Source organism: Methylopila musalis, from assembly GCF_042679725.1.
Lineage (GTDB): Bacteria > Pseudomonadota > Alphaproteobacteria > Rhizobiales > Methylopilaceae > Methylopila > Methylopila musalis.
The window spans coordinates 1-19313 of record NZ_JBHTMX010000019.1 but is presented as its reverse complement, the minus strand read 5'-3'; the positions used below and the strand labels follow the sequence as shown (position 1 = coordinate 19313).

The 19313-nt window shown below is 70.0% G+C and carries 17 protein-coding genes; 8 read left to right on the top strand and 9 right to left on the bottom strand.

Going from position 1 to position 19313, the window contains the following annotated elements; genetic code table 11:
* From ACFQ4O_RS04530 to ACFQ4O_RS04505, 6 genes are all read left to right on the top strand, one after another.
* Complete coding sequence (locus tag ACFQ4O_RS04530) at positions 1–1623, top strand: APC family permease (RefSeq protein WP_378774461.1); 1623 nt, start codon at positions 1–3, stop codon at positions 1621–1623.
* 74 nt (positions 1624–1697) lie between these two features.
* Positions 1698–2300, top strand: a complete 603-nt coding sequence (locus tag ACFQ4O_RS04525; protein ID WP_378774460.1) for a dimethylamine monooxygenase subunit DmmA family protein — start codon at positions 1698–1700, stop codon at positions 2298–2300.
* Positions 2297–3259, top strand: coding sequence for a PDR/VanB family oxidoreductase (locus tag ACFQ4O_RS04520; RefSeq protein WP_378774459.1), 963 nt, complete (start codon positions 2297–2299; stop codon positions 3257–3259). Before ACFQ4O_RS04525 ends, ACFQ4O_RS04520 begins: the two co-directional genes overlap by 4 nt.
* Positions 3260–3323: 64 nt before the next feature.
* On the top strand, positions 3324–4370 hold the full coding sequence (locus tag ACFQ4O_RS04515; RefSeq protein WP_378774458.1) for a heme-dependent oxidative N-demethylase family protein: 1047 nt from the start codon (positions 3324–3326) through the stop codon (positions 4368–4370).
* A 127-nt stretch (positions 4371–4497) separates the two neighbouring features.
* Entirely contained in the window at positions 4498–5637 is a 1140-nt protein-coding gene (locus tag ACFQ4O_RS04510; protein ID WP_378774457.1) for an aminomethyltransferase family protein, read from the top strand.
* A gap of 187 nt (positions 5638–5824) precedes the next feature.
* Positions 5825–6652, top strand: coding sequence for a TorF family putative porin (locus tag ACFQ4O_RS04505; RefSeq protein WP_378774456.1), 828 nt, complete (start codon positions 5825–5827; stop codon positions 6650–6652).
* A 289-nt stretch (positions 6653–6941) separates the two neighbouring features.
* On the opposite strand, the gene ACFQ4O_RS04500 is transcribed toward ACFQ4O_RS04505, so the two are convergent.
* Entirely contained in the window at positions 6942–7469 is a 528-nt protein-coding gene (locus ACFQ4O_RS04500; RefSeq protein WP_378774454.1) for a cupin domain-containing protein, read from the bottom strand.
* 295 nt (positions 7470–7764) lie between these two features.
* Here ACFQ4O_RS04500 and ACFQ4O_RS04495 point away from each other — a divergent pair, with 295 nt between their 5' ends.
* Both ACFQ4O_RS04495 and ACFQ4O_RS04490 read left to right on the top strand, forming a co-directional pair.
* Complete coding sequence (locus ACFQ4O_RS04495) at positions 7765–7968, top strand: cold-shock protein (protein ID WP_378774453.1); 204 nt, start codon at positions 7765–7767, stop codon at positions 7966–7968.
* 691 nt (positions 7969–8659) lie between these two features.
* The gene (locus ACFQ4O_RS04490; protein ID WP_378774452.1) at positions 8660–10012 is read left to right on the top strand and encodes an Nramp family divalent metal transporter; all 1353 of its coding nucleotides are present in this window, start codon (positions 8660–8662) and stop codon (positions 10010–10012) included.
* Here the strand turns inward: ACFQ4O_RS04490 and ACFQ4O_RS04485 are convergent.
* The 8 genes from ACFQ4O_RS04485 to ACFQ4O_RS04450 form a co-directional block, all read right to left on the bottom strand.
* Positions 9999–10850, bottom strand: coding sequence for a polysaccharide deacetylase family protein (locus ACFQ4O_RS04485; RefSeq protein ID WP_378774451.1), 852 nt, complete (start codon positions 10848–10850; stop codon positions 9999–10001). The two genes, ACFQ4O_RS04490 and ACFQ4O_RS04485, sit on opposite strands and share 14 nt — an antisense overlap.
* A gap of 108 nt (positions 10851–10958) precedes the next feature.
* Positions 10959–11744, bottom strand: coding sequence for an MBL fold metallo-hydrolase (locus ACFQ4O_RS04480; RefSeq protein ID WP_378774450.1), 786 nt, complete (start codon positions 11742–11744; stop codon positions 10959–10961).
* Positions 11745–11754: 10 nt separating this feature from the next.
* Complete coding sequence (locus ACFQ4O_RS04475; protein ID WP_378774449.1) at positions 11755–12510, bottom strand: outer membrane protein; 756 nt, start codon at positions 12508–12510, stop codon at positions 11755–11757.
* Positions 12511–12622: 112 nt separating this feature from the next.
* Entirely contained in the window at positions 12623–13561 is a 939-nt protein-coding gene (locus tag ACFQ4O_RS04470; protein ID WP_378774448.1) for a redoxin family protein, read from the bottom strand.
* A gap of 2 nt (positions 13562–13563) precedes the next feature.
* Entirely contained in the window at positions 13564–14265 is a 702-nt protein-coding gene (locus tag ACFQ4O_RS04465) for a cytochrome c biogenesis CcdA family protein (RefSeq protein WP_378774447.1), read from the bottom strand.
* Between the two features lie 25 nt (positions 14266–14290).
* The gene (locus ACFQ4O_RS04460; RefSeq protein WP_378774446.1) at positions 14291–14899 is read right to left on the bottom strand and encodes a hypothetical protein; all 609 of its coding nucleotides are present in this window, start codon (positions 14897–14899) and stop codon (positions 14291–14293) included.
* A 48-nt stretch (positions 14900–14947) separates the two neighbouring features.
* A complete protein-coding gene (locus ACFQ4O_RS04455) occupies positions 14948–15874 on the bottom strand; it encodes an SGNH/GDSL hydrolase family protein (protein WP_378774445.1) in 927 nt (308 codons plus the stop codon).
* Between the two features lie 23 nt (positions 15875–15897).
* Positions 15898–19313, bottom strand: a 3416-nt coding sequence (locus ACFQ4O_RS04450) for a non-ribosomal peptide synthetase (protein ID WP_378774444.1), incomplete at its 5' end; no start/stop codon positions are given.

The window sequence follows — 19313 nt, the reverse complement described above, 5'->3', positions numbered from 1 at the left end:
ATGACCATAGCAGCCACGGGAGGTGCGGCCGCTGACAGCGGCCAGCAGCTCCATCGCAGCATTTCCTGGACCGGCGCCTTCTGGGTCGCGAGCGGCGTGCCCCCGCTGGTCCTGTTCTCCATTGGCGGCATCGCCGGCACCACCGGCACGCCGGCCTTCGCCATCTGGACGGCCTCCATGATGATGGGCCTGCTCCAGTCCTTCGTCTACGCCGAGATCGCCGGCCTGTTCCCGAACAAGTCGGGCGGCGCCTCCATCTACGGCGCAGCGGCGTGGGTGCGCTACGCCAAGCCCATCGCGCCGCTGTCGGTGTGGTGCAACTGGTTCGCCTGGACGCCGGTGCTGTCGCTCGGCTGCTCCATCGCGGCGGCTTACATCCTGAACGCCGTCGCCCCCGACGCCACCTCCACGCTGCGCACCTGGTCGCTCGCCTCCGGCACGCTCGGGCCGGTGTCGTTCTCGCTGAACTCGGCCTTCTTCATCGGCGCGGCGCTGATGCTTGGCACCTTCGCGGTCCAGCATCGCGGCATCCTCTCCACCGCGCGGGTGCAGAAGTACATCGGCCTGCTGGTCATCATCCCGCTCGCCATCGTCGGCGTTGCGCCGCTGCTGCAGAACGGCGTGAACTGGGCCAACTTCTCGCCCTTCGTGCCGCTGGCGGAAGCCTACAAGCCGGAGCCCGGCGCCTGGAACATCTCGGGCTGGACGCTGGTCCTCGGCGGCATGTTCATCGCCGCCTGGTCGACCTACGGCTTCGAGACCGCGATCTGCTACACGCGCGAGTTCAAGAACCCGAAGACCGACACCTTCAAGGCGATCTTCTATTCGGGCCTGCTCTGCACCGCGATCTTCGTGATCGTGCCCTTCACCTTCCAGAGCGAGCTCGGCCTCACGGGCATGCTCGAGACGCCGATCGTGGACGGCTCGGGCGTGGCGGCGGCGCTCGCCCACATGGTCGGCGGCGGCCCCATCGTCGAGAACGCGCTGGTCATGCTCATGATCCTCGCGCTGATGCTGTGCCTGATGACGGCGATGGCCGGCTCGTCGCGCACGCTCTACCAGGGCTCGGTGGACGGCTGGCTGCCGCGCTACCTCAGCCGCGTGAACGACCACGGCGCGCCGACCGCCGCCATGTGGACCGACCTCGCCGTCAACCTCGTGCTGCTCGCCATCGCCTGCGCCGACGCCACGTCGTTCTTCTTCATCCTCGCGGTGTCGAACTGCGGCTACATCATCTTCAACTTCCTGAACCTGAACTCGGGCTGGATCCACCGCATCGACAACGGGCACATCGAGCGGCCGTTCCGGGCGCCCACCTTCATCATCGCGCTCGGCGGCGTGTTCGCCTTCGTCAACGCGGTGTTCATGGGGGCCGGCGCCAAGGTCTGGAACCCGATGGCGCTCTGGGCCGGCCTGATCACCGCCGCCCTGATCATTCCGGTGTTCTTCTTCCGCCACTACATCCAGGACAAGGGCCAGTTCCCGGCCCAGATGCTGGAGGATCTGAAGGTCGGCGGGACCCAGTCCCTGAAGAGCGAACGCAAGGCCGGGGCCCTGCCCTACCTCACGCTCGCGGCCGGCGTCGCCACGGTGCTGATCGCCAACGCCATCTTCCAGTTCTGACGACGCCCGTCCTGGCGCGGGGCTTGCTCCCTGCGCCAGGACGACGACCTGAAGCAGCCGGAGAACGTCCCCTTATGTTGGCCGCGACCATCAAGAGCAGACCGATCTACGAAGGCCTGACGCTGGACGGGAGGGCGAGACGCCATCTCGTCGCCGCCGAAGGAGAAGGCGCGCTCGCCGTGCTCGACATGCTCGCCGGACAGGACGAGGCCCTGTCCCGCGCCACGCTGCTCTACGCGCCGGGCGGTTCGGCCGGACAGGAGCACGGCGCGGCGCTCGCCGGGCTGAAGCCCGACGGCTTCCACCCGCTGCCGACCGAGCCCACGCTGCTCAACCGGCTGGAGGTGATCCTCCAGACCGCCACCATGGGCACCCGGATCTACGTGGCCGGGACCGAGGGCTTCATCGGCAAGGTCATCGCGCTGGCGCAGACCCACGGCGTCGATCCGCAATCCGTCCGCGCCGAGCATCGCGGCTCGCTCGCCCGGCGCGTCCAGTGCGTCCACTGCAAGGGGATGACCGAGAACGTGACCGCCACCCCCTTCGTCTGCTCGCATTGCGGGCTTCATCTGTTCGTGCGCGACCACTACTCGCGCCGCCTCGGGGCGTTCCAGGGCGTCTGCGTCGACGCCGAGGTTCCGGGCGAGATCCCTCCGGTTGAGGAGCTGTTCCGATGAGCGGCGGCGTCGAGATTCCCGTTCGTGTCGTCGAGATCGAGCAGGCCGCGTCGAGCGTGAAGCGCTTCCGGCTCGCGCCCGTCTCGGGCGAGCCGCTGCCGCCGTTCTCCGCCGGCGCCCATGTGGTGGTGCTGATGCCGGCGGCGGACCGGACCATCCGCAACGCCTATTCTCTGATCGACCGGGCCGAGGACGGCTCCAGCTACCGCATCGGCGTGCTGCGCACGCCCCAGTCGCGCGGCGGCTCGGCGTTCATGCACGGCGAGGTCGCGGTCGGGACCGAGCTGAAGATCACCATGCCGGTGAACCTGTTCCCGCTGACGCATGGCGGGCGCAAGCATCTGCTGATCGCCGGCGGCATCGGGATCACGCCGATCCACGCCATGGCGGAGGAGCTTCGGCGCACCGACACGCCCTACGAGATCCACTACGCCATGCGCGACGCCGCGAGCGGCGCCTTCGTGGACGAGCTGCGCGCCCGCCACGGCGACAAGCTGAAGCTCTACCGCGACGACGTGCAGGAGACGCTGGCGGTGGACGCCATCCTGCCGAACCAGCCGCTCGGCACCCATCTCTACGTCTGCGGCCCGGCAGGCATGATCGAGGCGATCCTCGAAGGCGGCCGCGCGGCCGGCTGGCCGGAGGAGAACCTGCATTCCGAGCGCTTCCAGGCCCCGCCTATGGGCGAGCCGTTTTCGGTGCGCCTCGCGAAGGCCGGCATCACCTGCGAGGTCCGGGGCGACCAGAGCCTGCTGGAGGCGCTGGAGGCGGCGGGCGTCGACGCGCCGTTCCTGTGCCGCGGCGGCGCCTGCGGCCAGTGCGAGGCGAGCGTGCTCGAGGCGGACGGCGAGCTCGTCCACAACGACCACTACCTCACCGAGGCCGACAAGGCCTCCCGGACCAAGATCATGCTCTGCGTCTCGCGCCTCAAGGGCCGGGAGCTGGTGCTGGACCTCTGACCGCGGCCGGGACGGGACCCGCGCCCGTCACGTCTCCTCGACACCCCATTGAACGGAAACGCCCATGACCATCCAGTTCAAGCAGGAAACCTTCCGCGACGACTTCACCTTCTCGAACAGCCCGGAGGCGATCCGCCGCTTCCCGTTCCCGTTCGACAAGGACGAGTACATGTATGCGGTGAACATCGAGCAGCATATGCCGGGGCCGGCGAAGTCCCCGTTCGAGTTCCCGATCGACATCGACGAGCACTACGTCTCCGAGATGCGCGACCGGGCGCTGGTGCTGAAGGAGGACCCGCTGCGCTGCCAGTCCCTGCCGCACATGATCACCGCGGAATGGGACCTACTTGAACTCCTCATGGAGTCCATGGCGAAGAACTATCCCGAGCACTTCACCCTGACCCGGGACGGCGACCGCTGGCGTTGGGTCAACCGGCCGCTCGGCATCGACCAGAGCTTCACCTTCGGCGACGTCTCCACCCTGCCCCAGCCGCCGATGGAATACGTCACCCGCCAGTGCCAGGGCGACTTCGCGCTGCTCGACCAGCGGCTCGACAATCTCTGGATGGACGCCGGGATGATCACCACCCAGGCGGACTGGTCGCTCGACTTCGACATCGGCATGAACTTCATGGAATGGCATGCGCCGGTGCCGCTGGCCCACGACATGGGCATTTTCGAGCGGGCGCTGAAGTTCATGCTGAACCTGCAGCAGGGCCGTCCCGTGCGCCGGCTGAACTGGACTATGACCGTCAATCCGCGGCTCGACACCAGCCCGGAGAACTACCACAAGTGGGGCACGGACCGGACCACCGTGACGCCCGAGAACGTGGGCGACAAGGTGCATCTGCGCGTGGAGCTTCAGGCGCTGTGGCGCCTGCCGCGCTCCAACGCCATCGTGTTCTCGATCCGCGCCTACATGATCAAGATGAACGAGCTCGTCACGGTCCCGAAATGGGGCCGCCGCTTCCACCGCGTGCTGCGCGACCTGAAGCCGGAGCTCGCCGACTACAAGGGCCTGACGCGCTACCGCGCCGACACCGTCGCGTGGCTGTCCGCCTACGACGACGGCGCGCCGACCTCGCCGGGCTTCTTCCCCGATCCCGAATGACGGCGGGCGGCCGCTCGGGCCGCCGCGTTCGCCGGACATGACGTTTCGGGCGGCCCGCGCAGGACCGCCCGCGGGCGCGCGCGCCCGAACCCCGCCCCGCCTTCCGAACACCTGAGGACACGCCGACATGGCCACCACCGCCGACGACTTCCCCCGCAAGAACGCGCTGTTCTCCCGCCACCGGGCGCTCGGCTCCGCGCTCGACAGCGACTGGAACGGCATGCCGATCCCGCAGAACTACGACAGCGACCCCTATGAGGAGACCACGATCGTCCGGTCCAAGGCCGGCCTGTTCGACGTCTCGGGCCTGCGGATGATCAACGTCTCCGGCCCCGAGGTCGTGAAGGTTCTCAACCACATGCTGACCTCCGACGTGGACCGGCTGAAGCCCGGCCAGTCGGCGATCTCCAACATCGTGGACGAGAACGGCGCGCTGATCGACGACGTGCTGGTCTACCGCGACGGCCCGACCGACTTCCGCCTCAGCCACGGCGGCGGCTCGCTCGAGGACGTGATCGGCGGCTTTTTCGAGGGCGCCGACGCCACCTGGGCCAAGGACGACGACGTCCACATCCTGTCGCTGCAGGGCCCGCTGGCGCTCGACGTTCTGGCGCCGCACACGCCGTTCGACCTGCCGAAGCTGAAGTATTTCGAGCACGCGCCGGCCGAGCTGTTCGGCAAGTCCGTGTCGCTCGCCCGCGGCGGCTACTCCGCCGAGCGCGGCTACGAGGTGTTCTGCTCGGCCGCGGACGCGCCCGCGCTGTGGGACGCGATCCTGGAGGCCGGCAAGCCGTTCGGCGTGGTTCCGGCGTCGTGGTCGTGCCTCGACATCGTCCGCGTCGAGGGCGCGCTGCTGTTCTTCCCCTTCGACATGCCCCAGGGCGACACCACCCCGTGGGAGGTCGGCGCGGACTGGACGATCGACCTGTCCAAGGCCGATTTCAACGGCAAGGCAGCCCTTGCTGAAAAAAAGGGCAAGGAGCGCGTCGCGCAAGTGGGCATCGAGATCGACGCCCATGAGGCGATCGAACCGGGCGCCAAGATCGTCAAGGACGGCAAGGAAGTCGGCTCAGTCAACAGCACGACGTACAGCCGCCACCTCATGAAATCGATCGCTCTCGCCCATGTCGAACCGTCACTGAAAGCTGTCGGAACCTTCTTCGAGGTCGTTTCTCCGGCCGGAACGTTTACGGCTCATGTTGTTCGGACGCCGTTTTACGATCCGCACCGCCTGAGGACCCATCCTCTGGACGAGCGCGCGTCATAATTTCGTCACGCCTTGGCAAAACCTGTGGCGCAAAAGCATCATAGCGCCAAATCGGTTGCGGAGCACAAAAATCAGGCTCGACTTCAGGCGGGGGCTCGTCGATTTTGACTAGCAACCGCCTGACGTTTCACAGGAATCGGGGAATTAAGAGATGATGAAGTTTACGGGTGTCGCAGTCGGAACGCTGATGTGCGCCGCTGGTCTTTCGGTTTCCGGCGCCGCGTTCGCCGCGGACCTGGCTGTTCCTGAGGCGGCCATCATCGAGACGGCGCCGTCGCCGATCGACGTCGCTTTCGGCGTGAAGTTCACCTCGGAATACGTGTTCCGCGGCATCCAGCAGGCCGACAAGGGCCCCGCGGTGCAGGGCTACGCCGAAGTTCAGGCGTTCGACTGGATCTACGCCGGCGTGTGGGCGTCGAGCGTGAAGTTCCCGCAGGGCTACGGCTTCTCCGACCCGGCGGCTGAGATCGACGTCTACGGCGGCCTGCGTCACACCTGGGACGCCATCACCCTCGACGTCGGCGGCCTGTACTACTGGTATCCGGGCGAAGCCAACCTCGCCTTCGTCGGCGGCGTGCCGGTCAAGCCCGCCCACATCGACTACTGGGAAATCTATGCCAAGCCGTCCTACGCCTTCGGCGACCTCGGCAGCATCGGCGCCACCGTGTTCTGGACCGCTGACTTCGTGAACAGCGGCGCTGACGCCACCTACGCCTCGGTGGTCGGCAAGCTGAACGTTCCCTACGAGATCTATCCGGACGTCGGCCTCTACGTGTCGGGCGAGTTCGGCAAGCAGTGGGCCGGCAAGACCGACGCCGGCTTCAACCTGCCGAACTACCTGACCTGGAACGCCGGCTTCGGCATCACTTACAAGGCGATCACCGTCGACTTCCGCTACTCCGACAGCGATCTGTCGGCTCGCGAGTGCGGCGGCTTCTCCGGCGTCCGCACGTGGTGCGGCGATCGCTACATGGTCGGCGTCTCCTTCGACACCGCCCTCTCCAAGCTGAAGTGATCCCGGTCCGCCGTCAGGGCGGATCACAGGACCAAACGGGAAACCCCCGCGCCATGGCGCGGGGGTTTTTCGTTGTCGGGCTTTCTAGGCGGCAGCTCTAAGAGGGATCGCCAAGGCGATCCCGCGTTCGTCACCTCCGGCGCGTCGGAACGAGGGGTCAGCGAGCGGCCTCGGCGCCGGCTCAGCGACCGAAACAACGCCCGCATGGCCCCGGACATGTCAGACAGCGACGCAGGGCGTCCTGAGCCCGCCTTATGCGCCCAGCGATCGCCGCCCCACCGCCCCAGCCTCAGTCGGCCGGCCAGAGCGCCCGCAGGCCGCCGTCCGCGCCGAACACCGGGCCGGTGGCGGGGCGCGGGGCGGCGGTCACGCGAGCCTGCGCCTCGGTCCGCTGATGGGGGTCGCTGATTTCGTCATAGGGCTGGTCGGGCGGATAGGCGCCGACCACGGCGAAGTCCTCGCTCGCCGCCTCGCGCCGATGCCCGACGCCCGGCGGCAGCACGGCCACGTCGCCGGCCTCAACGCGCACAATCTGGCCCGCCTCGCCGCCGAGCCGCAGATCGGCCCAGCCGGACACCACGGCGAGCGCCTCCGCGGTGGCGGAATGGTAGTGGTCGTAAGCGTAGACGCCGCCGCGCCAGAAGCCGCCCCAGCCATTGGCGCCGAACAGCGCCTCGGCCGTCACCACGCCGTCTTCGCCGCGGGGCGCGAACGCGCCGCGATGGATCAGCGCGGGCCATCGCGGGTGGTTCGGGATCGTTCCGTCATCGACGAAAGTCAAAGCCTCCGTCACCAGTTCGTCACGCGCTGACTTCAAGGCCTTGGTCTCCTTGGGAGGGTGCGCCGCAGCGTCAAGTTGAACGATTCCACGGCGTTCAAGTTCCTCCGCCGGAGGGCTCCGGGGGCCTCCATCCCGGCTTGACGGGACCCGGCGCATATGCGCCATTGTCGCGTCAGCAATCAGATGTTTGGACGCTTTGTCTGGCTTGCATGCGGCGTTCGCGCCGAAAGCTACTGCCTCTACGACACGAGCCAAATTCGGATTGCGCACGACCGGCGTCCATCCGCCGTCGGTCTTTTGCGCACAAGCGCTTGCTCATGTGGAGGCGATCATGCCGAGCGGCACCGTCAAGTTCTTCAACACCCAGAAGGGTTATGGCTTCATTCAGCCGGACGACGGCTCGAAGGATGTGTTCGTGCACATTTCCGACGTCGAGCGTTCGGGCCTGCACACCCTCGTCGAAGGCCAGAAGGTGGCGTTCGAGGTGGTGATGGAGCGTGGCAAGACCAAGGCCGCGAACCTGCGCGCCGAGTGATCCTCACGGCCCTGCACGGGCCGTTCGATCGCGACGACAAAAGAAAACGGGGCGCTCCACAGCGCCCCGTTTTCTTTTGCGGCCCCCCGGCCGCGCCTGGCGCGCCGGGACGGCGTAGTCCGCGCCGGATCGAGACCTTCGGAGAGCGCGCAGGCGAGCCTTGCCGCGCCCGCGTCACGCCCTGCGCGACGGCCCCGCCACAGCCTTCAGAACGCGCCGATGACGACGGCGCCCACGACCACGACGGCCGCGGCAAGCGCCATCACGTCGAAATTTTTCACAAGGCCCATATGGGTTTCTCCTGAATTCACCTCGCTTATATACTCTATCCTTTTCATAGACAATATGAGTGATCCCCCCGCGCGAGACGTTCCGCACCGCGCTGGCCGCATAGCCAAGCGCCGTCGATCCGCTCCCGACGATCGCACGACGGCGCAAGGCACGGACCGCCCGCCGCGCCCCTTGCACCGCCCGCTCGCCCTTCCGCGCGGCGACGCACGCCGGCTCCCCCGCGCCGTTTGATCTCCCGCCTCCCCTCGCCGCCCATCGAACCGCCGCCGCATTTCAAGCCGCGCCCCAACAGCGAAACCTTGGCCGCAGGTGCAGCGCAAAATTGCTTCTGAGAACCACTTGCAAAAACTTTTGTTGCGAACGACACTCAAAAGCGTTCCAGACAGCGACGCGCGGCCCCATGACCCAAGCCTCCGACACCGTGACCGACTCCCCCTTCTCCGGCTGGCGGGGGCGTCCCGGCGAAGCCTCGCTCGCGGAGGTGAACGCCTCGGTGCGGGTGGGCGGGCGCTCTCCGCTGCGCCGCTTCCTCGCGTTCTTCGGCCCCGGCTATCTGGTGGCGGTCGGCTACATGGACCCCGGCAACTGGGCGACCTCGCTCGCGGGCGGCTCCCAGTTCGGCTACACGCTGATGGCGGTGGTGGCGCTGTCGAGCCTGATGGCGATCCTGCTGCAGGCGTTGTGCGCGCGGCTCGGCGTCGGCGCCGGCCGCGATCTGGCGCAGGCCTGCCGCGACGCCTTCCCGAAGCCGGTCGCCTTCGTGCTGTGGATCCTGGCGGAGGCGGCGATCTGCGCCACCGACCTCGCCGAGGTCATCGGCACCGCGATCGGCCTCAACCTGCTGTTCGGCATACCGCTCGAGATCGGCGTGATCATCACCGCGCTCGACGTGTTCCTGGTGCTGATGCTGCAGCGGATCGGCTTCCGCTGGATCGAGGCCTTCGTGATCGGCCTGCTGATGGTGATCGCCGCCTGTTTCGCGATCCAGCTCGCCATGGCGGACCCGGACTTCGGACAGGTGATCCGCGGCCTCGCGCCGACCACCGATCTCGTCACCAATCCGGCCATGCTCTACATCGCGCTCGGCATCGTCGGCGCGACCGTGATGCCGCACAATCTCTACCTGCACTCCTCCGTGGTGCAGACCCGCGCCTATGGCCGGGACGAGGCCGGCAAGCGGGAGGCGATCCGCTTCGCCACCCTCGACTCCACCGTGGCGCTGTCCTTCGCCTTCCTGATCAACGCCTCGATCCTGATCCTCGCCGCCGCCGCCTTCCACATGAACGGCCGCACCGAGGTGGCGGAGCTCGGCGAGGCGCACACGCTGCTCGGCCCGCTGCTCGGCGGCGCGATGGCGGCCACCGCCTTCGGCGTGGCGCTGCTGTGCTGCGGGCTGAACTCCACCGTCACGGCGACGCTCGCCGGTCAGGTGGTGATGGAGGGCTTCCTGCGCATCCGGCTCGCGCCCTGGCTGCGCCGGCTGATCACCCGCGCCATCGCCATCGCGCCGGCGATCGCCGTCACGCTGCTCTACGGCGAAAGCGGCACGGCCAAGCTGCTGGTGCTGAGCCAGGTGGTGCTGAGCCTGCAGCTGCCCTTCGCGGTGATCCCGCTGGTGTGGTTCACCGCCAGCCGGTCCAAGATGGGGGCCTTCGTCGCTCCGCGCTGGATGAGCGTTCTCGCAGCCCTGGTGGCGGCGGTGATCGTGGCGCTCAACGTGAAGCTGGTGATCGACTTCCTCAGCGGGGCGTGACGGACGCCGCAGGCGTCGGCGCCGTCGAGGGCGTCAGCGCCTTCGGCGCCGGCTTCGCCGCCACCGCCCGGGGCCAGCCGGCGCCGCCGGGCGCGGGCGCGCCGTCCGTCTCGATCGACGGCAGATCGTTCAGCCGCACGAAGCGCGCGCCGTTCGCCTTCAGCAGCCGCACGCCCTCCACCACGCCGGCGCCCGCCGGGCGCTTCGGCTGGTTCACATGGGCGATGATGACGTCGCCGTTGCGGGCGGCCGCGATGCGGCGGGCGACGGCGGCGGCGGGGAGCGAGGCGCCCATGTCGCCGTTGAGAGAGAAGCCCGCGATGCGGTGGCCGTCGGCGCGGATGGCGTCGAGCGCGTCGCGGCTGTAGCGGGCGGTGGCGTCACGGTACCAGCGCGGCCGGACGCCGGTCGCGCCCTCGATCGCCCTCGCGCCGCCCTCCACCTCCCGCCGCACCGCGTCGAGCGAACCGGCGGTCGGGATGCCGAACATGGAAGGCGCGTCGGTGATGGCCGGCACGTGCCAGTCGCCGTGGTTCTCGATCTCGAACAGGTCCGGCCGCGCCCGCATGCGCGCGAAGGCCTCGGCGTTGCCCATGAGCCAGCGGCGGGTGATGAAGAAGGTCGCCGGCACGTTGTCGGCGATCAGCGCGTCCAGCACGCGCAGGTCGGTCGCGCCGGAGCAGGCGTCCAGCGTCAGCGCCACGGTGCGCGGCCCGGCGGATCGGACGTCGAGGGTGAGACGCGGTTCGTAGTCGGCGGCGCGGGCCGTCACAGGCGCGGCGATCACAGGCGCGGCGAGCGCCAGCGCGGCGGCGAACAGGGCAGCATGGGGCGGCATGGGCGCTCTCGCCTCGGACGCGGCCATGGGTCCCGGCCGCCTCCCGGCTTTACGCCCGCGCGACGCCGCCGTCGATCCCCGGAGGCGTGGGGCCTCGCAGCCGCCCGGTCAGGCCGCCGCGGCGATGCGGTCGAGATAGGGCTGGATGCTGCGCTCCGCGAGCGGGCGCACATGGGCGTCGAGCCGCGGATAGAGCGTGTCCAGCACCTCGGCCAGCGTCGCCGCGCCGTCGTCGAGCGCCTTGCGCACCGCGACCTCCCGCGCCTCGCGCTCCCGCAGCAGGTCCTCCATGTGCCCGCGCGGATTGGCGAGCGGCGGCCCGTGGCCGGACAGGTGGATGCTGTCGCCCCGGGCGAGCAGGCGCTTCAGGCTCGCCATGTAGTCGGTGAGATCGCCGCCGCCCGGCGCCAGCACCGAGGTCTGCGACCAGGCCATGACGTGGTCGCCGGTGAACAGCACGCCGTCGGGCCGGGCGAAGGCCAGATGGTCCGGCGCGTGGCCGGGGGTGTGCAGCACTTCGAGCCCGGCGATGCGGTCGCCCTCGTCCAGCGTCTCGTCCACCGCGACGCCGAGGCCCGCGGCCGCGGGGTGGGCGTAGACCGGCGCGCCGGTCGCCGCCTTCAGCGCCGGCGCGGCGCTCACATGGTCGCGGTGGTGGTGGCTGAGAAGGATGCCCTCCACCGCCCCGCCCGCGGCCTCGACGATCGCCGCCACATGGGCGGCGTCGTCGGGGCCCGGATCGAGCACGAGCGCGCCCCGCTCGCCCTCGATCAGGTAGGTGTTGGTGCCGTGATAGGTCATCGCGCCGGCGTTCGGCGCCACGATCCGCCGCACGCCCTTCACCAGCCGCAGCGGACGGCCGCGGGACGGCTCCGGTTCGGACAGGAACGCCATGGCCGGGCCCTCAGGAGCCGAAGGCGTAGCGCAGGCCGATCAGGACGCTATGGTTCAGCCCGTCCTCGACCTTGGTCTTGATGGGGAACGAGCCGAAGCGCGACTCCTCCACCCGCCCCTTGTAGCTGCGGTCGCTCAGAAGGCTCATGAGCCGGTATTCGGCGGTCAGCGACAGGCCCTCCGAGATCGGGGCGGCGGCGCCCACGATTCCCTGCAGCGCCACGCCGCCGTCGGTGTCGCGATGGCGCACGAACTCGCCCGGCTTGGTGACATAGACGTTGTTCCAGCGCGACCAGCCGTAGCCGACGCCCGCGCCCACATAGGGCTTGATCGAGGTGTTCAGCCCGTAGGCCGCCAGATCGAAGTCGTAGAACACGTTGGCGAACACGGCCGTGGTCTCCTGCCGGCCGCCCGCCTTCTCGTTCAGCAGGGCGCCGGCGGTGGCGCGGTCGAAGCCGTTGCGGCGGTGGCTCGCCTCGGCCTCGACGCGGAAACCGTTGCCGAAGTCCCAGCCGAGGCTGCCGAGCGCGATCCAGCCGGTCTCGGAGCGGATCCAGCCGCCGGGCTGGCGGCCGAACGGCGCGTCCACATGCGGAATGTCCTGCTTCTGCAGGAAATTCACGCCGCCGCCGAGGGCCACGTAAGGTCCGCCGTGGCGGATGGCCGGAACCTCGACCACGGGATCGACGCCGAGATCGGCGGCGAAGGCCGCGGCCGGCGCGAGCGACGCGGCGACGGCCGCGGCGGCGATACGTTTCAGGCGCATGTCATTCCCCCACATGTCTCTGTCTATACGTTGAACCATTGCGTCGAAAGGCCGACAAGACATTTATTTGTCGCATGACAATGTCATATTTACTTCATGTGTCGCGCGATCTTCATCCGAAGCTGAAGCTGAACGCCTTGAACCCGGCTTTCGGGGCGCGGAGGATCAGCGTCCGCTCCCGGCCCTCGTCGCTGTCGAACAGCGTGTAGAGCCGCGCCTCCCCGACGCGGACGGGCGGCTGGGCGACGCCGTCGACCTCGATTTCAAGCTCCACCGGCTCGGCGCTGCTGGCGACGAGATGCGCCTTAGCCGCCGTGAAGCGCAGCGCGATGGTTCCGCCGTCCTGCTCTAGCGCGGCGCTTTCCGGCTCCAGCCGCCAGCGGCCCTGAAGCGCGAAGGCGTTCGCGGGCAGGCTCGCGGGACGGGTGTAGGCCTGCGGCCCGGCGGCGGGCGTCTCCGGGCTCGCCAGCCGGTCGACGCGGATGAGGCCGAGATGGATTTCCGGCGTCGCGGCCCGGTTCGCCTCCGCCGCGGGCGTCGCCCCGGCGGAGGTCGCGGCCAGCAGTTCGGCGATCTTCGTCTCGACGGCGTCGTAGCCGCCCTCGCCCTCGTGCCGCAGCGCGATCTGGCCGTCCTTGTCGATCAGCACGGTGGTCGGCCAGGCTCGGGCCCGGAACGCGCGCCAGGTGCCGTAGGCGTTGTCCTGCGCCACCGGATAGCCGATGCCGAAGCGCGCGACCGCGCGGGCCACGTTGCCGGGATCGCGCTCGAAGGCGAACTCCGGCGTGTGGACGCCGAGGATGACGAGGCCCTTGTCCTTGTAGGCCTCGTGCCACTTCACCAGCGTCGGCAGCGTGCGGACGCAGTTGACGCAGGCGTAGGTCCAGAAATCGATCAGGACCACCTTGCCCTTGAGCGCGTCGAGCGTCAGCGGCTTCGAGTTCAGCCAGCCGTCGAGCTTCTGCAGCGGCGGGGCGGGCTCGGCCGCGGCCGGCACGGCGGACGCCGCCGCCACCACCGCCACGAGCGCCGCGCGAACACGACCTAGCATCGTCACAGGCCCACCTTTCCGTTCGGATAGAATTGGGACAGCCAGGCGACGACCTGGGTGTCGTATTCGAAGTAAATCGCCAGCGCGACCGCGACGGTGACGACGCCGAACACGAGCTGCGCCGGGCGGGCGTAGCGGGCGAGCGACCGCGCGGAGGTCGACGCGGCCTGTCCGCCATAGGCGATCAGCGCCATGGGCACGGCGGAGCCGAGCGCGTAGACCGCGATCAGCAGGCTCGAACGCGCCACGTCCTCCTGGGTCGCGATCAGGGTGAGGATGGAGCCCAGCACCGGCCCGGCGCAGGGCGTCCACACCACCGCGAGCGTCATGCCCAACACGAAGCCGCCGAGATGCCCCGGCCCCGCCTTGGCGCCGATGGCGTGGGCGCGCCCGAACAGGCCGCCAAGGCGCGCGGTCACCCAGTCGAGCGGCCGCGGCCAGATCATCAGCAGGCCGAACACCAGGAGCAGCACGATGGCCGCGCCCCGGATCGTGTTCGGCGACAGGCCGAGCAGGGTCGGGAACAGGCTGAGCGTGATCGCGAGCCCCGCGAAGGCGACCACGAAGCCCGCGGCGATGAACAGCGGCCGCCAGCGGCTCGTCCGTCCGACCGAGGCCCCGAAGAGCACCGGCAGGACGGGGAGCACGCAAGGCGCGCCGACGGTCAGCACGCCGGCGGCGAAAGCGAGGGCGATGTCGAGCATGGGCCGGTCCCGTCGCGCGCCCGCCTCACATGGGCGGCTTCACGCCGTCCGTCTCCACCACCACCTGCGCGGCGGCGAGGCCCTCGGCCTTGGGGATCGCCAGCAGGAACACGGTCTTGCCGGCGGTGAGCGCCGAGGCGTCGAGCGGCGTGAACGAGACCACGGGCGCGTCGTCCGGCACCACGATCTCGGCCGTGCGGCCCTTGTAGGCCACCTTGAGCGTCCGGCCCTTCGGCGCCTCGACCACGCCCTCGACGGTGGCGTTGGTCATCACCGCGTCGGGGGCGAGGTCCCACGGGACCTGCCCCTCGTTCTGGCCGCGCAGCGCCTCGGGGAAGATGTGAACCTCGAGCGCCTGCAGCCCGCCGTCGGGACCGGGGGCGGCGGCGGACGACACATAGTCGCCCGCCTTGATGTCGGAGAGCTCGCGCTTGACGACGCCGGCCACCGCGACGGTGGGCGCGAGCGCCACGGCCACCACGGGGCCGGCCGCCGTCTTCACGTTGAGAGCCCCGTTCTGGAATGACTCGATCACCCCCCGCACCGGCTGGGGACGAACCTTGGGCGCCTCCGCGAAAGCGGGGGCGACGATGGCGACGGTTAGAGCGGCGGCGAGAGCGATGGTCGAGCGCATGGGCTTCTCCTCGATGGGGCGTGGCGTGTCCGCGGGGGAGCTTCGCGGTCAGTCGATCGGGCGGGCCGAGGATGCCGGCGGGCGCTGGCCGCGCTCCAGCACGGCGATCGCCATGGCGGAGCCGACGAGCTCATGCACCTTGGCGGTGGGGTACTCGCCGGTCAGGAACACGTATTTTTCGGGATCGCAGGCGGCCTTGTCGTCGAGGCAGACGCCGTCGACATTGGTCAGGCCGAACTCGGGCCCATGGGCGATCAGGCCGTTGACGAAGTCGCCGAAGCGCCAGCGCACCAGCTCGAACTTCGCGTCCTTCTGGACGCGGTCCAGCATGACGTCGAACTTCTGGTTGTAGAGCGCGGACAGCCGGGTCGCGCGCTTGGTCGCCTCGGGGCCGAACTTTTTCACGATCGGGGCGTGGCCGATGTCGATGAAGTCGGGCGCGAAGATGGTCTTCGCGCCGGCGTCCTGCAGCCGGCCCATGGCGGTCTCGATGCCCGTCACGGCGTCGTCGAGGATCTTTTCGGCGGCGCGGTCGTCCATGGTCTGGACGGCGAGCACCACGTCGTTGCCGCCGATGAACAGGAAGTGCAGCGCCTTCGGATCGGCCTTGCCGTCGTTGCGGGCCAGATAGGCGTCGACCTGCTTCGGCAGGTCATGGGCGCCGGCGCCGCCCGCGAGCGCGTCGGAGACGGCGAAGTTCGTGCCGCCCTGCTTGCCCGCCAGATGCAGCGAGGCGTCGGCCTTCAGGCCGAGGCGCTTCGCCAGCACGTCGATGGCGAGCGGGCCGTTGGCGTTGCGGTTGTTGTAGAACGGCGCCGGGTAGTCGCCCTTCTCCGAGGCGAAGTTGCCGGTGTCGGTCAGCGCGCCGCTGAAGGCCACGAGCTGGCTGAAGGGTTCGGCCGCCCTGGCTGACAGCGGCGCGGCGGCGATGAGGGCGCCGAGGGCGACCCGGCGCAGAAGCGTTGCGAGCGTCATGATCGTCGTCTCCCGAAGAAGGTTCAGTCGAGGAACTGCGCGAGCCGGTCGGCGAGGTGGCCGACCTGGGGCTCGGACAGCATGGTGACGTGGGTGCCGGGCGTCGCCGCCACCGCGACGGGGCCGGCGGCGAAGGCCCGCCAGCCGAGCGTCGAGGACGCCACGTCAGCGCCGTCGTCGTCCGCCGCCGAGTAGTCGTAGTCGGGGTGGTAGGTGGCGGCCCGGAACAGGGCGAGCGGCACGGGGCGGGGGTTCTCCGGCGCGTAGCGCATGCGGCTGTTGGCGACGAAGACCCGCAGGAAGCCGCGGATCTGGGCCACGGCGTCGCCGGACGGCATCAGGCCCGCGGCCTGCAGCTTCGCCTTGACGTAGGCGTAGCGCTCGTCCTCCGGCAGCGGCCGCAGGTCCTCCTCGCGGATGCCGAGATCGGTCCCGGCGTCCTCCGCGAGCACGCTTCCGACCTTGGCGAGCCAGACCGCGTCGTCGTCCGCCTCGATGGTGTTGAGCCGACCGGCCTCATCGCGCGGCGCGGGCGCGTCGAGGATGGCGAGCCGCTCCACCGTCTCGCCCTGGCGCATCAGCTGCTGGGCGATCTCGAACGCGACCAGCCCGCCGAAGCAGTGGCCGCCGAGCCGGTAAGGCCCCGCCGGCTGCACCGCGCGGATCGCGGCGACGCATTCCTCGGCGATGGCCTCGACCGAGGTCAGCGGCTCCGACCGGCCGTCGACGCCCCGAAGCTGCAGCCCGTAGAACGGCCGCGAGCGCGGCATCTTCGCGGCGAGGCGCTGGTAATAGAGCACGTTGCCGCCGCCGCCCGCGACACAGAAGAACGGCGCCTCGTCGCCCTCCACCCGGATCGGCACCAGCGGCGACCAGGGCAGCTCGCCCTCGCCCGAGCGCAGCCGCTCGGCGAGCTGCTCGATGGTCGGGTTCTGGAACAGCGTCGAGATCGGAAGCTCGACGCCATAGGCGCGCTCGATCTCCGCCATCAGGTGGACGGCGAGCAGCGAATGGCCGCCGCGCTCGAAGAAGTCGTCGCGCACGCCCACGTCGCGCGCGCCGAGCAGCTTCTCCCACATGGCGGCGAGCCGCTGCTCCACCGCGTCGCGGGGCGGAACGCCCGCGCCCGCGCCCTCGCCGGAGGGCTCGGGCAGCGCCGCATGGTCGAGCTTGCCGTTGCCGGTGAGCGGCACCGCCGCGATCGCGACGAAGGCGGACGGGACCATGTAATCGGGCAGCCGCGCCGACACATGGGCGCGCAGATCCGAGGCCGAAGGCGCCTCGTCGCCGGCGGGGACGATGTAGGCGACGAGGCGCTGGCCTCCCGCTCCGCCGTCGCGGGCCGCGACGACGGCGCCGGAAACGCCGGGATGGTCGGCGAGCGTGGCCTCGATCTCGCCGAGCTCGATGCGGAAGCCGCGGATCTTCACCTGCTTGTCGATGCGGCCGAGATACTCGATGTCGCCATCGGGCAGGTAGCGGGCAAGGTCGCCGGAGCGGTAGAGCCGCGCCGTGGAATCGTCCGTGAACGGATCGGGCAGGTAGCGCGCGGCGGTCAGCTCCCCGCGCTCGTGGTAGCCGCGGGTGACGCCCGGACCACCCACATGGATCTCGCCCGCGACGCCGATCGGAACCTCGAGCCCGCGGGGATCGAGCAGGCGCAGCTGCAGGTCCGGGATCGGAACCCCGATGGCGCTGCGCGGCCGGTCGAGATCGGGCGCGCGCACCACGCGGTAGCTGGAATGCACCGTGGTCTCGGTGATGCCGTACATGTTGACCACGGTCGGGCGCTGGTCGCCATAGCGCTCGAACCAGGGCCTCAGGCTTTGCAGATCCAGGGCCTCGCCCGCGAAGATGATCAGCCGCAGGCTGAGCGGCTCCGGCAGCGGCCGCCGCCCCTCCTCCGGCGCCAGCAGGCGGAAGGCGGACGGGCTCTGGTTCAGCACCGTCACGTTGTGGCGGGCGATCAGCTTCAGCGTCTCCGCCGGCGAGCGGGTGACGAGGAACGGCGCGATCACGATGCTGCCGCCATGGGCGAGCGCGCCCCACAGCTCCCACACCGAGACGTCGAAGGCGAAGGAGTGGAACAGCAGCCAGACGTCGTCGGGGCCGAAGCGGTACCAATGGGCGGTGCGCTGGAACAGCCGCGCCACGTTGCCGTGCTCCACCAGCACGCCCTTGGGCCGCCCCGTGGTGCCGGAGGTGTAGATCACATAGGCGAGGCTGCTCCCCGTCAGCGCCGGCTCGGGGTTCGAGGCGGGCCGGGTCGCGATCTCGCCGCCGTCGGCGTCGATGCGGACGACCTCCGCGCCGGTCCCCTCGAACAGGCCGGCGAGCGCGTCCTGCGTCACCACGAGCTTCGCGGCGCTGTCCCCGATGATGAAGGCGAGGCGGTCCTTCGGCGAGGCCGGATCGAGCGGCACATAGGCGCCGCCCGCTTTCGTCACGCCGAGGATGCCGACCACCATCTCGATGGAGCGCTCGGCGCAGAGCGCCACCAGATCGTCCGGCCGGACGCCCTTCGCGATCAGGTGATGCGCCAGCCGGTTGGCGCGGGCGTTGAGGTCGCCATAGGTGACCTCCTCATCCTCGAACGTGAGCGCCACGGCGTCCGGCGTCTCGGCGGCGCGCGCCTCGAAGGCGCGGTGGACGAGCGGCGGCGCGGGCAGCGGCTCGGGCGCCGGGTTGCGGTCCGCGAGGAAGCGGCGGTCGGCCTCGGTCAAAAGGTCGAGCCGGCCGATCGGCGTCGCCGGATCGGCGACCACGCTCTCCAGCAGCCGGATGTAGTGGGCGCCGAAACGATCCACGGTGTCGGCGTCGAACAGGGCCGGATCGTATTTCAGCCAGCCCCAGAACACGCCGCCGGCGTCGATCAGCTCCAGATCGAGGTCGAACTGACCCTCCTGCTGGCGAATGTCGTAATATTCGATCGTGAGCGGCCCGAGCTTCGCGGTCTCGCCGGTCTTGGCGCCCGCGAGCAGGTCCAGCGCGCCGCCGGAGCGCTGCGCCTTCTGCAGCACGAACGAGGCCTGGAACAGCGCCGTGACGCTCGGATCGCGCTTCGGCCGCAGCCGCTCCACGATCAGCGGGAACGGAAACGCCTGCCGCTCCATGGCGTCGAGCACGGTGGCGTGGGCGTGGGCGAGGAAGGCGCGGAACGGCGCCTCCATGTTCAGCTCGACGCCCACCACGAACGGATTGACGAAGTAGCCGACCACGTCGTTGAAGCCCGGATCGAGCCGGCCCGAGGCGCGGGAGCCGACCGCCACCCGCTCCTGTCCCGACAGACGGCCGAGCAGCACATGATAGGCCGCCAGCATCAGGGTGAACGGCGTCACCCCCTCCTGCCGGGCCAGCGCCTTGACCGCGTCGGCGAGCGCGGCCGGAACCTCGATCGGGCGCGAGGCGCCGCCGAGGCCGCGCGCCGGCGGACGGGGCC